13 protein-coding genes are annotated in these 12,820 nt (G+C 67.7%); 6 read left to right on the plus strand and 7 right to left on the minus strand.

The window, feature by feature from the left end; all coding sequences use genetic code 11:
* Positions 1–9: 9 nt before the first annotated feature.
* Both UN84_RS06465 and UN84_RS06470 read right to left on the minus strand, forming a co-directional pair.
* Complete coding sequence (locus UN84_RS06465) at positions 10–315, minus strand: hypothetical protein (protein ID WP_046077749.1); 306 nt, start codon at positions 313–315, stop codon at positions 10–12.
* Positions 316–441: 126 nt separating this feature from the next.
* Positions 442–1,467, minus strand: coding sequence for an NAD(P)-dependent oxidoreductase (locus tag UN84_RS06470; RefSeq protein ID WP_336885268.1), 1,026 nt, complete (start codon positions 1,465–1,467; stop codon positions 442–444).
* 305 nt (positions 1,468–1,772) lie between these two features.
* On the opposite strand from UN84_RS06470, the gene UN84_RS06475 reads away from it, so the two are divergent.
* On the plus strand, positions 1,773–4,157 hold the full coding sequence (locus UN84_RS06475; RefSeq protein WP_046079627.1) for a DNA polymerase II: 2,385 nt from the start codon (positions 1,773–1,775) through the stop codon (positions 4,155–4,157).
* 100 nt (positions 4,158–4,257) lie between these two features.
* Entirely contained in the window at positions 4,258–4,695 is a 438-nt protein-coding gene (trxC, locus tag UN84_RS06480; protein WP_046079626.1) for a thioredoxin TrxC, read from the plus strand.
* A gap of 28 nt (positions 4,696–4,723) precedes the next feature.
* Here the strand turns inward: trxC and UN84_RS06485 are convergent, their stop codons facing one another.
* The 3 genes from UN84_RS06485 to UN84_RS06495 form a co-directional block, all read right to left on the minus strand.
* On the minus strand, positions 4,724–5,725 hold the full coding sequence (locus tag UN84_RS06485; protein WP_046079625.1) for a nucleoid-associated protein: 1,002 nt from the start codon (positions 5,723–5,725) through the stop codon (positions 4,724–4,726).
* A gap of 91 nt (positions 5,726–5,816) precedes the next feature.
* A complete protein-coding gene (locus tag UN84_RS06490) occupies positions 5,817–6,578 on the minus strand; it encodes an ABC transporter permease (protein WP_046079624.1) in 762 nt (253 codons plus the stop codon).
* The gene (locus UN84_RS06495; RefSeq protein ID WP_046079623.1) at positions 6,575–7,516 is read right to left on the minus strand and encodes an ABC transporter ATP-binding protein; all 942 of its coding nucleotides are present in this window, start codon (positions 7,514–7,516) and stop codon (positions 6,575–6,577) included. The genes UN84_RS06490 and UN84_RS06495 overlap by 4 nt, the downstream gene beginning before the upstream one ends.
* A 380-nt stretch (positions 7,517–7,896) precedes the next feature.
* Between UN84_RS06495 and UN84_RS06500 the strand changes: the two genes are divergently transcribed.
* Both UN84_RS06500 and UN84_RS06505 read left to right on the plus strand, forming a co-directional pair.
* Positions 7,897–8,568, plus strand: coding sequence for a response regulator transcription factor (locus tag UN84_RS06500; protein WP_046079622.1), 672 nt, complete (start codon positions 7,897–7,899; stop codon positions 8,566–8,568).
* Positions 8,565–9,893, plus strand: coding sequence for a sensor histidine kinase (locus UN84_RS06505; protein ID WP_046079621.1), 1,329 nt, complete (start codon positions 8,565–8,567; stop codon positions 9,891–9,893). The genes UN84_RS06500 and UN84_RS06505 overlap by 4 nt, the downstream gene beginning before the upstream one ends.
* Before the next feature lie 50 nt (positions 9,894–9,943).
* Here UN84_RS06505 and UN84_RS06510 read toward each other — a convergent pair whose 3' ends face one another.
* The gene (locus tag UN84_RS06510) at positions 9,944–10,222 is read right to left on the minus strand and encodes a peptidylprolyl isomerase (protein WP_016855385.1); all 279 of its coding nucleotides are present in this window, start codon (positions 10,220–10,222) and stop codon (positions 9,944–9,946) included.
* Positions 10,223–10,346: 124 nt separating this feature from the next.
* On the opposite strand from UN84_RS06510, the gene UN84_RS06515 reads away from it, so the two are divergent.
* A complete protein-coding gene (locus UN84_RS06515) occupies positions 10,347–10,805 on the plus strand; it encodes an HIT family protein (RefSeq protein ID WP_046079620.1) in 459 nt (152 codons plus the stop codon).
* Positions 10,806–10,821: 16 nt separating this feature from the next.
* On the opposite strand, the gene UN84_RS06520 is transcribed toward UN84_RS06515, so the two are convergent.
* Positions 10,822–11,772, minus strand: coding sequence for a LysR substrate-binding domain-containing protein (locus tag UN84_RS06520; protein WP_046079619.1), 951 nt, complete (start codon positions 11,770–11,772; stop codon positions 10,822–10,824).
* A 120-nt stretch (positions 11,773–11,892) separates the two neighbouring features.
* Here UN84_RS06520 and UN84_RS06525 point away from each other — a divergent pair, with 120 nt between their 5' ends.
* Complete coding sequence (locus tag UN84_RS06525; RefSeq protein ID WP_046079618.1) at positions 11,893–12,762, plus strand: pirin family protein; 870 nt, start codon at positions 11,893–11,895, stop codon at positions 12,760–12,762.
* Positions 12,763–12,820 lie beyond the last annotated feature (58 nt).

The raw sequence follows: 12,820 nt of genomic DNA on the forward strand, positions 1-12,820 counted from the left end.
CATTTGGCGCTACAAGGAAGCGTCTTGATCGATTGTTCTGACCTTACATGAGTCCCTATCAATACGCTCAAGCGCTTGCTCTATGATGTCATCTAGGCTATCGACATCGCGCAGCGCTACGGCCGTATCCAGGGCCGCCTCGGCCCGGGCGATGGCGAGCTGGAAGCCGTCGCCGCGATAGCGCTGATAGTCGCCCTCGTGGCGCTCGGCGAGGCCCGTCAGGGTCGTCTCGAGCACTCGGTGGAGGCGTGGGCCCTCTTCGAGGCGGCGCGAGTCGATGATGTCTCTGGTGATGACGGCGAGGCGTGTGGCCATGGGGGCTCTTGAGGACGGCGGTCATGCCTCAGGATAGATTCTCGAGGCTATTTTTCAATGTAATAGCCTCATATGGCTATATCTGGGCGCCTCACGCCTCACGCCTCACGCCTCACGCCTCACGCCTCACGCCTCGCCCGAGCCCGGCGAGCGATAGGCCTCGACCAGGGTGGCCGGATCCGCCTCGCCGTGCCCGCGAGCGGCATGACCGCGCATCAGCTGGGCGGCCAGGGCGCTCATCGGCGTGGCGCTGGTGGCGCGGCCGCTCTGGGCCACCGCCATGTCCAGGTCCTTGAGCAGGGTGCGCAGGTGCCAGGGCGGGGCGGCGAAGTCGCGCTCGGCCATGCGCGGGGCGAGGATGCGAAACGGCCTGGAGTCGGCGAAGCCGCCGGCCAGCGCCTCGGTCAGCCGGGTGGCGTCCACGCCGCTGGCTTCCGCCAGGGCGACCGTCTCGGCGATCACCGCCGCCTGGCAGCCGACGATCATCTGGTTGCAGACCTTGGTCACCTGGCCGCTGCCAACCGGCCCCATGTGGGTCACCCGAGCGGCTAGCGGGGCGAGCACCGGGCGCAGCGCGTCGACGTCCGCGTCGGCGCCGCCGCACATCACCGCCAGCTCGCCGGCCTCGGCGCCGGCCACGCCGCCGGAGACCGGGGCATCGACCCAGGCGACGCTGCAGGCGTCCGCGAGCCGCGCGGCCATGTCGCGCGTGGCGTCGGGGTCGCTGCTGGAGAGATCGAGCAGGCGCTGGCCGGGGCGCACGTGGGCAGCCACGCCGTCCTCGCCGAACACCACGGCCTCGACCACGGCGGTGTTGGCCAGGCACAGCAGGATGACGTCCGAGGCCGCGACCAGCTCGCCGATCGAGCCGGCCACGCGAGCACCGGCCTCGGCCACGCCGGCGGTCTTGTCCGGCGAGCGGTTCCAGGCCGTGACATCGAAGCCGGCCGCCAGCAGACGACGGGTCATGGGGTCGCCCATCAGGCCGATGCCGATGAAGCCGAGGCGGGGAGAGGACATGGCGATGCTCCGGTGGGAATGAAGAGAAGCATCAGAATGCGCGATGGAAGGGATTTCCATCAAGTGCCGCCGGGCGTCGCGACCGGCGTCCGGTGCTCCGAAGTGACGCATCGCATCCATTAGGCGGTTCATGATGGTGCGCCGCAGCGTGGCCGTTCCACGCGGTCTCGTTCCGACACGGCGCTATATTTTATTATTTAATTGATTTTAAAGAGCTATTTATTTTTTGGCCTGTACATTGCTTTGATATGGGTGTCGGCGGTCGGAGCCTTTCCTGTCTGGGCTTTGCTCCGATTGTCTGCCGGTCGTCATTGCGTCGCAGTGAGACGACCGACCCGACGAGTGAGCTGGCGTGCTCCAACTGGCCTCCCTTCGGGGAGGCTTTTTTTATGTCCGTGACCCGTGAGTGTCTTGCCGCCGCGATATGATGGAGCCTCATGGGCAAGCGAGGAGCGACGGTAGTGGTGCGGCAGGGGTTCATCCTGACTCGAGATTGGCAGGAGACGTCCGAAGGCCCCCAGGCCGAGTTCTGGCTGGCGACCGACGAGGGGCCGCTGCGCGTGCGCGTGCCGCCGCGGCCGTCGGTGGCCTTTATCCCGGTGGAGCAGTGCCGACACGCCGAGGCCGTGCTGCATGGCGAGCGCGACGTCGAGCTGCGCTCCCTGGCGCTGCGCGACTTTCATCGACGCCCCGTGCTGGGACTCTACTGTCGGCCGCATCACCGCCTGACGGCCCTGGAACGGCGCCTGACGCACGCCGGCGTGGAGGTCTACGAGGCCGATATCCGGCCGCCGGAACGCTATCTGATGGAGCGTTTCATCACCGCGCCGGTGAGCGTCGAGGGAGAGCCCGACGGCGCGGGCGGCTTGATGGCGACGCGGCTCAGGCCGGCGCCGGACTATCGTCCACGACTCAAGGTGGTGTCGCTGGACATCGAGACCAGCGGGAGCGGCGAGCTGTATTCCATTGCCCTGGAAAGCGGGGAAGAACGCCGGGTACTGATGCTGGGCCCGCCCAACGGTGTGGCCGATGGGCTCGATTTCTCCCTCGAATACTGCGATAGCCGCTCGGACCTGCTGGAGCGGCTCAACCGATGGTTCGCCGAGCACGACCCGGATGCCATCATCGGCTGGAATCTCGTGCAGTTCGACCTGCGCATCCTCCACGAACATGCGCGGCGGCTCGGCGTTGCCCTGCGACTGGGGCGCGGCGGTGCCGTGATGGAGTGGCGTGCCCATGGCCATCAGGCCAATCGTTTCGTCGCCTCGGCGGCGGGGCGGCTGATCATCGACGGCATCGAGGCACTGCGCTCGGCCACCTGGCACTTCTCTTCCTTTTCCCTGGAGCACGTGGCCCAGGCGCTGCTGGGCGAGGGCAAGGCCATCGACAACCCCTACCAGCGGCTGGATGACATCCTGCGCATGTTCGCCGAGGACAAGCCGGCGCTGGCGCGCTACAACCTCAAGGACTGCGAGCTGGTGACGCGGATCTTCGCCGAGACCGAGCTACTCGGCTTTCTGCTGGAGCGGGCCACGGTGACCGGGCTGTCCGCCGACCGCAGCGGCGGGTCGGTGGCGGCCTTCACCCATCTCTACCTGCCTCGCCTGCACCGCCTGGGATTCGTGGCGCCGAATCTCGGCGAGGCAGAAGCCGCCGAGAGCCCCGGCGGCTTCGTGATGGATTCCCGCCCCGGCCTCTACGACTCGGTGCTGGTGCTGGACTTCAAGAGCCTGTATCCCTCGATCATCCGCAGCTTCCTGATCGACCCGGCGGGCCTGGTGGAGGGGCTCGCCGATCCCGCGGACGCGGCCTCGGTGCCGGGGTTTCGCGGAGCCCGCTTCTCGCGGACTCAGCACGCGCTGCCGGCTATCGTGGCGCGGGTCTGGGAAGGGCGCGAGGCCGCCAAGCGCGCGGGCAACGCGCCGCTTTCCCAGGCGTTGAAGATCATCATGAACAGCTTCTATGGCGTGCTGGGATCGAAGGGCTGCCGCTTCTTCGATTCACGCCTGGCCTCGTCGATCACCATGCGCGGGCACGAGATCATGCGACGCACGCGCGAGCTGGTCGAGGCCGAAGGCTATACCGTCATCTACGGCGACACCGACTCCACCTTCGTGTGGCTCGGCCGCGAGCATCCCGAGCAGCAGGCGGAGGCGATCGGCCGGCGCCTGGTGGCACACGTCAATGCCTGGTGGCGTGACCACCTGGCCCGGGAACATGGCCTCGCGAGCGCGCTGGAGCTGCAGTTCGAGACCCATTACCGACGCTTTCTGATGCCGACCATTCGCGGGGCCGAAGCGGGCAGCAAGAAACGCTATGCCGGACTGGTGCGCGACGCGTCCGGGGACGAGCGGATGGTCTTCAAGGGGTTGGAGAGCGTGCGCAGCGACTGGACGGACCTGGCCAAGGACTTCCAGCAGGAGCTCTATCAGCGCATCTTCAACGGCGACCCCTATCGGGATTTCATCCGCGACTATGTGCGTCGCACCCTGGCCGGCGACTTCGATGATCGGCTGGTGTATCGCAAGCGGCTGCGTCGTTCCCTGGACGACTATCGGCGCAACGTGCCGCCCCATGTGCGGGCGGCGCGGCTCGCCGACGAGGCCAGCGACCGGCTCGGTCGGCCGCGCCGTTATCAGCACGGCGGATGGATTCGCTACGTGATGACGGTGGCGGGGCCGGAGCCGCTGGAACAGCAGTGTTCGGCCATCGACACCGATCACTACCTGACCCGTCAGCTGCAGCCGGTGGCGGATGCCATCCTGCCGTTCGTGGGAGACGACTTCGCGACCCTGATCGACCGTCAGCTCGGGCTGTTCTGAGCCCGACTCTCTTCGCCGTGTCCGATCGTCGCGGCGCGCTTGATGGCGCCGGCATCAGGCGACATAGTTTCTCGGGTCTTCCCCCCTCTGGAGTCCCATCATGTCCGATGCCCTGCTGCTGGGCTGTGCCCACTGTCATGCCATGAACCGGGTTCGCCCCGATCGCTTGTCCGCCGGCCCGCGCTGCGGCAAGTGCCAACAGCCGATGTTCACCGGTGAGCCGCTGACGTTGACCGGTGCCAACTTCGCGTCGCTGGTGGCGCGCAGTTCGCTGCCGGTGGTGGTCGATTTCTGGGCCAGCTGGTGCGGCCCGTGCAAGGCGATGGCGCCGATCTTCGCCGAGGCGGCCCGCGAACTGGAGCCGCGTCTGCGCTTCGCCAAGCTGGACACCGAGGCCGAGCAGGGCCTGGCCGGCCGCTTTGGCATCCGCAGCATCCCGACGCTGATCCTGTTCAAGCAAGGCCAGGAGGCGGCCCGCCAGCCGGGGCTGCTGCAGGGGCCGCAGCTGCGCCAGTGGCTGGCGGCGCAGCTGGGCTGAGAGACGTTGACGCTCGGGGCGGCTGGGGTCAGTCGCCCTGGCGCTGCTTGAGCTGGTCGCGCAGCCCGTTCGGCACCTTCTTGATGATCAGCCGGTCGCCGTCCTCGTCGTACTCCACGGCGGCGCCCAGCAGGTGGGAGTCGAAGCTGATCGAGACGCCGGCGGCGCGGCCGGTGAAGCGCCGGAACTGGTTGAGGGTGCGCTTGTCCGGCGGGATCTCGGGGTTCAGCCCGTAGTCGCTGTTGCGGATGTGTTCATAGAAGGCCTTGGGCCGCTCCTCGTCGACCAGCTCGGAGAGGTCCTCGAGGGTGATGGGCTCGCCGAGCTTGGCCTGGTCGCTGGCGTAGTCGACCAGGGCGTCGGTCTTCTCGCGGCTGGCTTCTTCCGGCAGGTCCTCGTTCTCGACGAAGTCGCTGAAGGCCTTGAGCAGGGTGCGGGTCTCCTCGCCGGCGTCGCGCTGCTCGCGGGCGCCCAGCGCCTCGGCGAAGGCCTCGGACAGCTTCTTGCCGCCGCGGTCGCGGGTCCAGGAGAGATACGGATGCGAGGCCGAGCCGTTCTGCCACTGGTTGACGTCGAGGCGCGCGGCCAGCGTCATCTGGGCCAGATTGAGCTGGCGGGCGGGCACCACGCCGAGGGCATCGTCGATGCCGAAGCCGTCGCGGTGATGCAGCAGCGCGAGAATCAGGTAGCGGGCCTCGCCCTGGCGATGGTCGACGACCAGCAGGTGGCCGCCCACGGGCAGGTGGTCGTCGACCAGTGGCACGATCTGTTCGGCCAGCGCCCGGGTCAGGCTGGGGAAGTCGCGCTCGCCGTCGAGGAAGGCGCTCAGCGCTGTGGGAAAGGCGGCCGGTTCGTCGTCGGCGAAGCGGCCCCAGTTCTTGGCCTTGCCGTGATAGGCGTCGTTGAGCCCCGAGACCAGGTCGTCGAGGGCCGTGGAAGCCGCGAGCGGGGCCTCGGCGGGCATCAGGCGGGCCGGGGTCTCGCCGTCGCCCTTGTCGATGCGGTGGATGATGCTGTGCAGGATCGGCATGGGGACCTCCCTCGGCCTCGGTGATCGGGGCTGGCGATGATACCCGCCGCGGCGCGGCGGCGATAGCGCGCCGGGTATCCTGGCGGGACGGTCAGGGCTTGAGCCGGTAGCCGCTGCGGAAGATCCAGCTGACCACGGCGAGCGCCACCGCCAGGAAAAGCCCGATCACCGCCAGGCTGGCCCAGATGCTGACGTCGCCCAGGCCGTAGAAGCTCCAGCGGAAGCCGCTGACCAGATAGACCACCGGGTTGGCCAGCGTCACCGCCTGCCACAGTGGCGGCAGCATGTCGATGGAATAGAAGGTGCCACCGAGGAAGGTCAGCGGGGTGATCACCAGCAGCGGCACCAGCTGCAGCTTCTCGAAGCCGTCGGCCCAGATGCCGATGATGAAGCCGAGCAGGCTGAAGGTCAGGGCGGTGAGCACCAGGAACAGCAGCATCACCAGCGGGTGGGCGATGGTGAAGGGCACGAACAGGCTCGCGGTGCCGAGCACGATCAGCCCCAGGATCACCGATTTGGTGGCCGCCGCGCCGACGAAGCCCAGCACCACCTCGAAGTAGGAGACCGGCGCCGAGAGGATCTCGTAGATCGAGCCCGAGAAGCGCGGGAAGAAGATGCCGAAGGAAGCGTTGGAGACGCTCTGGGTCAGCAGCATCAGCATGATCAGCCCGGGCACGATGAAGGCGCCGTAGCTGACGCCCTCGACCTCGCTGATGCGGGTGCCGATGGCGGCGCCGAAGACCACGAAGTAGAGCGAGGTGGAGATCACCGGCGAGACGATGCTCTGCAACACGGTGCGCAGGCTGCGCGACATCTCGGCCACGTAGAGGGTCTTCACGGATTCGAGGTTCATGCGTCCTCCCTGACGAGGCTGACGAAGATGTCCTCCAGCGAGCTCTGTCGGGTGTGGAGGTCCTTGAAGCGGATGCCGGCGGCGTCCAGATCGGCGAGCAGCTCGGCGATGCCGCTCGAGTCGTCGCCGTCGGTGCGGCCGTCGTAGGTGTAGATCAGTGCCTGGCCGTCCTCGGCGATCTCCAGGCCATGTGCGTCCAGTTCCCCGGGCAGGCGCTCGAGGGGCTCGTGGAGCTGCAGGGTCAGCTCCTTGCGGCCGAGCTTTCGCATCAGCTCGCGCTTGTCCTCGACCAGCACCAGCTCGCCTGAGCGGATCACGCCGATGCGGTCGGCCATCTCCTCGGCCTCCTCGATGTAGTGGGTGGTGAGGATGATGGTCACGCCGCTGTCGCGCAGCTGGCGCACGACCTCCCACATGTCGCGGCGCAGCGCCACGTCGACGCCGGCGGTGGGCTCGTCGAGGAACAGGATCTGAGGCTCGTGAGCCAGCGCCTTGGCGATCAGCACCCGGCGCTTCATGCCGCCGGATAGCGTGATCAGGCGATTGCGGCGCTTGTCCCACAGCGACAGCGATTTCAGCACCCGCTCGATGTGGGCCGGATCCTTCGGCTTGCCGAACAGCCCGCGGCTGAAGCTCACCGTGTCCCACACCGTGGAGAAGGCCTCGCTGGTCAGCTCCTGGGGCACCAGGCCGATCAGCTGGCGCGCCTGGCGATAGTCAATGACATTGTCGTGACCGGCCACCAGCACGCGACCCGCGGAGGCGTTGACCAGCCCGCAGATCACGCTGATCAGGGTGGTCTTGCCGGCGCCGTTGGGGCCGAGCAGGGCGAAGATCTCGCCGCGTCGGATCTCGAGGTCCACCCCCTTGAGGGCCTCGAAGCCGCTGTCGTAGGTCTTCGACAGCGCCTCGACGCGGATCACGCTTTGTTCACTCACCTTCCCGTACCTCCCTGGCTGTTCGGATCCTGCCGCTGGCCTGCCGGCGACACCCCTCGTCGAGTCGGCGTCTCTGAGGCCATACCTTAACGCTTCCCTAACCCCTTCGGGTACAAGCTGCCTGGGTCTCACTGAGGCGATATTCCCTGTTCTTCTTCAAACCGCCCGTACCGGGCGGTTTTTTTATGGTCCCGGTCGTCGCCGGGCGTGGTGCTTGTCTCCCATCGCCGCCGCCATGGTTCCGGGCGTCGAGGGGGGCCGGGCGTCGTCGTCGGTCGACTCGGTCGCGCCGGGTTGTGGCATCATATTCTGCTCATTTTCCTGAACCCATGCCGGGGCATGCTGCGACGGCACGGGCGTGAATCGAGCGAGGAGAGCCGATGCTGAGCGTGCTGCTGATCGAGGACGACATCGACCTGGCCGAGACGCTGATCGACTATCTGGCGCTCGAGGGCATGCGTTGCGACCACGCCGCCAACGGCGTGGCGGGCCTCGAGCTGGTCGAGCGCCAGCCGCCCGACCTGGTGCTGCTCGACCTGCACCTGCCGCGGCTGGACGGCCTGCGGGTCTGCGAGCGCCTGCGCGAGGCCGGGCGCGACATCCCGGTGCTGATGCTCACCGCCCGTGATGCCCTGGACGACAAGCTGGCCGGCTTCGCGGCCGGCACCGACGACTATCTGGTCAAGCCCTTCGAGCTGCGCGAGCTGGCGGCGCGGGTCCATGCCTTGGCCAGGCGCCGCAGCGGCCAGTCCCAGCGCCTCGGCTGTGCCGACCTGGAGATGCACCTGGGGGAGCGACGTGTCACGCGTGCGGGGCGGCCGATCCATCTCTCGCCCACCGGCTGGCGGCTGCTCGAGGCGCTGCTGCGAGCCTCGCCGAACGTGGTGTCGCGCGCGGCGCTGGAGACCACGCTGTGGGGCGAGGACGTGCCCGACAGCAACAGCCTCAAGGTCCATCTCTATCACCTGCGCCAGGCCGTGGACGTGCCTTTCGAGTTCCCCCTCGTGCAGACCGTGCCCGGCCATGGCGTGGCGCTGAGGCCCGCGACGTGAGGCGACCCGATACCCTCAAGGGGCAGCTGATCCTGGGCGGATTGGTGGTAGGCCTGCTGCTGGCGGTCGGCTACTCCGTGCTCAGCGCCCACTACTTCCTGCGCGGCATGGACAACATGACGCGGGCGCACATGGCCCGGGTCGCCGACGACGTCGCCGGCCGGCAGGGCGGCGCGTTACCGGAAGACCTGCGCAAGGTGGCCGGCTACCATCTGAGCGGTGACTGGCAGGCCATGCCCGAGGCCGTCCGACGTGTCTTCCGCGATGCGCCCGGCGAGCCCGGGCGGCTCTACAAGCAGGACGACGGCAACGGGCTCCAGCGGCCGCAGACCTTCTATGTCGCCATGCGCCATCCGACCCCTGAGGGATCGCTGTTCGTGGCCGACGTGATCGCCTCGTCGCCTCCCGCCATCTCGCCGGCCAACGAGTCGCTGAACAGCCTGATGACGCTGCTCGGGCTGGGAATGATCATCGCCGTGGGGCTGCTGGGTGCACTGCTGTGGTGGCTGCGCCACGTCTCACGCCCGGTGAATGCCCTGGGCGACTGGGCACGCGGCCTAGATGCGCAGCGCCTGGCCGAGCCGACGCCGGATTTCGGCTATCCCGAGCTCAACGAGCTGGCCGGCCTGCTGCGCGAGAGCCTGTGCTCGGCCCATGAGGGCCTGGCGCGAGAGCAGCGCTTCCTGGCCCATGCCAGCCACGAGCTGCGTACGCCGATCACCGTGCTGCGCCACAATCTCGAGCTGCTGCGGCGCTTCCAGCAGGCGCATGACGAGACCTGGAGCCCGCGTCATCGCCAGGTATTCGCGCGCATGGAGCGGGCCGGTACCACCATGAAGCACCTGACCGAGACCCTGCTGTGGCTGAGCCGTGAGGAGGGCCTTGCGCCCCCTGGCGTCCGCGTCGATCTCGAGGCCTTGCTCGATGCCCAGGTCGCCGAGCTGCGCTACCTGCTGCGCGACAAGGCGGTCGACGTCGAGCTCGATACCGCGCCGTGTCACCTGACCCTGCCGGAGGCGCCGACCCGGATCGTGCTGGGCAATCTGATTCGCAACGCCTTCGTGCATACCTGGGAGGGGCGGGTGGTGATCCGCCAGCGCGGCTCGGAAGTGCGCATCGACAACTACCAGGCGTCACCGAAGACGGCCGAGGCCGATGAGGCGCCGGGCGAGGTCGGCTTCGGCCTGGGGCTGCGGCTCACCGCGCAGCTGACGCAGCGGCTGGGCTGGCCCTACGAGAACCTGCCCGAGGCGACGGGCCATCGCGTGCGGGTGGTGTTCGACGCGCGTGACGCCGGGCCGATGGCCGAGCAGGGCGTGTCATGAAAAAGGCCGCGTCGGTATCCGACGCGGCCCTTGTCTACCTCTGCAGCCACTCAGCCGCGGCTGGTGACTTCCAGCAGGTGGTAGCCGAACTGGGTCTTCACCGGGCCCTGGACCTGGTTCAGGTCGGCGGAGAACACCACCTTGTCGAACTCGGGCACCATCTGGCCCGGACCGAAGCTGCCGAGCTCGCCGCCCTGGCGGCCGGACGGGCACTGGGAGTGTTCACGGGCGACCTCGGCGAAGTCGCGGCCGCCTTCGATCTCGGCCTTGAGGGCCAGGCACTGTTCTTCGCTGGGCACGAGGATATGGCGAGCGGTGGCCTGAGTCATGGGAATCTCCTTCGCGGATGGGATAGGCTCTGAACGAGCGGGGAGAATAGCATGCCGCCGGCGCCGAGGAACCGTTGCGGCCGGCGTTTTCCGGCGCGTCGTCGTCAACAGGGAGGCATCGAACGTGAGCTGCATCTTCTGCGAGATCGTCGCCGGCCGGGCGCCGTGCCATGTCATCTGGGAGGACGAGGCACACCTGGCGTTTCTGTCCATCTTCCCCAATACGCCGGGCTTTTCGGTCGTCATTCCCAAGGCCCACCACCCCAGCTACGCCTTCGACCAGCCGGACGAGGTGTTGACCGGACTGATGCTGGCCACCAAGCGGGTCGCGCGGCTGCTGGATGCCTCGCTCGAGGGCGTCGCCCGCACCGGCATGTTCTTCGAGGGCTATGGCGTCGATCACCTGCACGCCAAGCTGTTTCCCATGCACGGCACCGGCAGTGACTCGGCCTTCCAGCCCGTGGAGTCACGGGTCGACAAGTACTTCGACCGCTACGAGGGATATCTCTCGTCCCACGATTACCGACGCGCCGACGATAGTGCGCTGGCCGAACTGGCCGCGCATATCCGCGCGTTTGGCTGAGCCGACAAGGCTGGCATCAGGGCGTCCGGTTCTGCCGCCCGTCGTTCAGCTCGGGGAAGCGATTCGTCACGTCTTGCGTGGCGATATTGGCATCGAGAAAGTCCAGCAGGGCCCGCACCGAGGGCAGCAGCCCGCGCCGTGAGGGGAAAACCGCGTGGAGAATGCCGCCGCGCGGCGCCCAGCCCGGCAGCACGTCGATCAGCCGACCATCGGCCAGGTCGCAGCCGCCGACCAGCAGTGCCAGCTTGACCACGCCCATGCCCGCCAGGGTCGCCTCGTGCAACGTCTCGGCACTGTCGGTCACCAGGCGCGGGCGGTGCTGGATCCGGGCGCTCGCCCCGTCCGGGCCGACCAGGTCCCAGCAGTGCTGCCCGGCGTACTGCTCGAAGTCCAGGCTCGGCAGGCGGGGCAGGTCGGCGGGCACCCTCGGCCGGGGATGGGTCTCGAACAGCTCGGGGGCGGCCATCAGCCGCTGAGGACTCTGGGCCAGGACCTTCATGGTCAGGTCGCTGTCCTCCAGCGGCGGGAAGCGAACGCGGATAGCCAGGTCGAAGCCCTCCTTGACCACGTCGACGCGTCGGCTGGTGGCCTCCACCTGGACGTTGACCTTGGGACACTGGGCCATGAAGCGTACCAGCAGCGGCGTGATCAGGTAGTGCAGCACGCTGGGGGAGCAGCTGAGGCGCACGTTGCCCTGGGGTTCCGCGCGATGGCGCTCGATCAGCTCGTCGGCGGCTTCGGCCTCCACCAGCATGGCCAGGCAGTGCCGGTAGTAGGCCTGGCCCAGTTCGGTCACCGAGAAGTGGCGTGTGGAGCGGTTCACCAGGCGCGTTCCCAGGCGTTCTTCCAGCTGAGCGATGCGTCGGCTCAGCTTCGACTTGGGAATGCCCAGGGCGCGGCCCGCGGGCGCGAATCCCGCGTGGTCCACCACCTGGACGAAGTAGTAGAGGTCATTGAGGTCTCGCATTCTATCGTCCTGTATGGGGAACGCAGTGTGTGGATTCTACCACCTAGCCGATCCAGCGTTCCTCTCATAGGCTTTCTGCAACGGGGCCAGCGTGCCCTCCCTGCCAGCAGGAGCCTGACGATGAAGCAGATCCAAGCCATATACGGTGCCCCCCACGGTCACTGGGTCGGCGACGGCTTCCCGGTACGTTCCCTGTTCACCTACGACCGCATGGGCGCCGAGCATCTCAGCCCTTTCCTGATGCTGGATCACGCCGGTCCCCATACCTTCAAGCCGGCCCGAAAACCACGGGGCGTGGGGCAGCATCCGCACCGTGGCTTCGAGACGGTGACCCTGGTCTACGAAGGAGAGCTGGAGCACCGTGATTCCACCGGCAGCGGCGGCAGGATCGGTGAGGGAGACGTGCAATGGATGACCGCCGGGGCCGGCATCGTTCACGAGGAGTTCCACTCTCGAGCCTTCACCGAGCGGGGTGGTCGTCTGGAAATGGTGCAGCTGTGGGTCAACCTGCCGGCTGATGACAAGGAGACTCCGGCCGCCTATCAGACGCTACTCAATGCGGATATTCCCATCGTGTCGTTAGACGACAATGCAGGCCATGTGCGGGTCGTGGCAGGAAGCTATCTTGGACACGAGGGACCGGCTCGCACCTTTACGCCGATCAATCTGTGGGACGTGCGTCTCGCTTCGGGCGGGGACGCGGTGCTGCCGGTGCCGGACGGTCATACCACTCTGCTGGCGGTGCTGGAGGGCACCGTCCAGGTCAATGGCGAGACCATCGTGCGCGATGAGGCCGTGGTGGCCTTCGAGCGTCGCGGCCAGGAGTTGTACCTGGAGGCCAACAACGACGCCAAGCTGCTGCTGCTCAGCGGCGAGCCCATCGACGAACCGGTGGCTGGATATGGCCCCTTCGTGATGAACCGTGAAGAGGAGCTCCAGCAAGCTTTCGTCGACTTCCAGAACGGGAAGTACGGCGCCTTGAACGGCTAGCGGGCGGATATCCGCTGGCGTTCGTCCCCGGTGGCCAAGGCCACCGGATTTCCCCCTG

It is taken from the genome of Halomonas sp. HG01, from assembly GCF_000968715.2.
GTDB classification, from domain to species: domain Bacteria; phylum Pseudomonadota; class Gammaproteobacteria; order Pseudomonadales; family Halomonadaceae; genus Halomonas; species Halomonas halophila.

What these genes read in the sequence shown, in the direction of transcription:
- UN84_RS06465 (WP_046077749.1), bottom strand. Translation starts at nt 315, where the DNA reads ATGGCCACACGCCTCGCCGTCATCACCAGAGACATCATCGACTCGCGC.
- UN84_RS06470 (WP_336885268.1), bottom strand. Translation starts at nt 1,467, where the DNA reads ATGAACCGCCTAATGGATGCGATGCGTCACTTCGGAGCACCGGACGCC.
- UN84_RS06475 (WP_046079627.1), top strand. Translation starts at nt 1,773, where the DNA reads ATGGGCAAGCGAGGAGCGACGGTAGTGGTGCGGCAGGGGTTCATCCTG.
- trxC (WP_046079626.1), top strand. Translation starts at nt 4,258, where the DNA reads ATGTCCGATGCCCTGCTGCTGGGCTGTGCCCACTGTCATGCCATGAAC.
- UN84_RS06485 (WP_046079625.1), bottom strand. Translation starts at nt 5,725, where the DNA reads ATGCCGATCCTGCACAGCATCATCCACCGCATCGACAAGGGCGACGGC.
- UN84_RS06490 (WP_046079624.1), bottom strand. Translation starts at nt 6,578, where the DNA reads ATGAACCTCGAATCCGTGAAGACCCTCTACGTGGCCGAGATGTCGCGC.
- UN84_RS06500 (WP_046079622.1), top strand. Translation starts at nt 7,897, where the DNA reads ATGCTGAGCGTGCTGCTGATCGAGGACGACATCGACCTGGCCGAGACG.
- UN84_RS06510 (WP_016855385.1), bottom strand. Translation starts at nt 10,222, where the DNA reads ATGACTCAGGCCACCGCTCGCCATATCCTCGTGCCCAGCGAAGAACAG.
- UN84_RS06520 (WP_046079619.1), bottom strand. Translation starts at nt 11,772, where the DNA reads ATGCGAGACCTCAATGACCTCTACTACTTCGTCCAGGTGGTGGACCAC.
- UN84_RS06525 (WP_046079618.1), top strand. Translation starts at nt 11,893, where the DNA reads ATGAAGCAGATCCAAGCCATATACGGTGCCCCCCACGGTCACTGGGTC.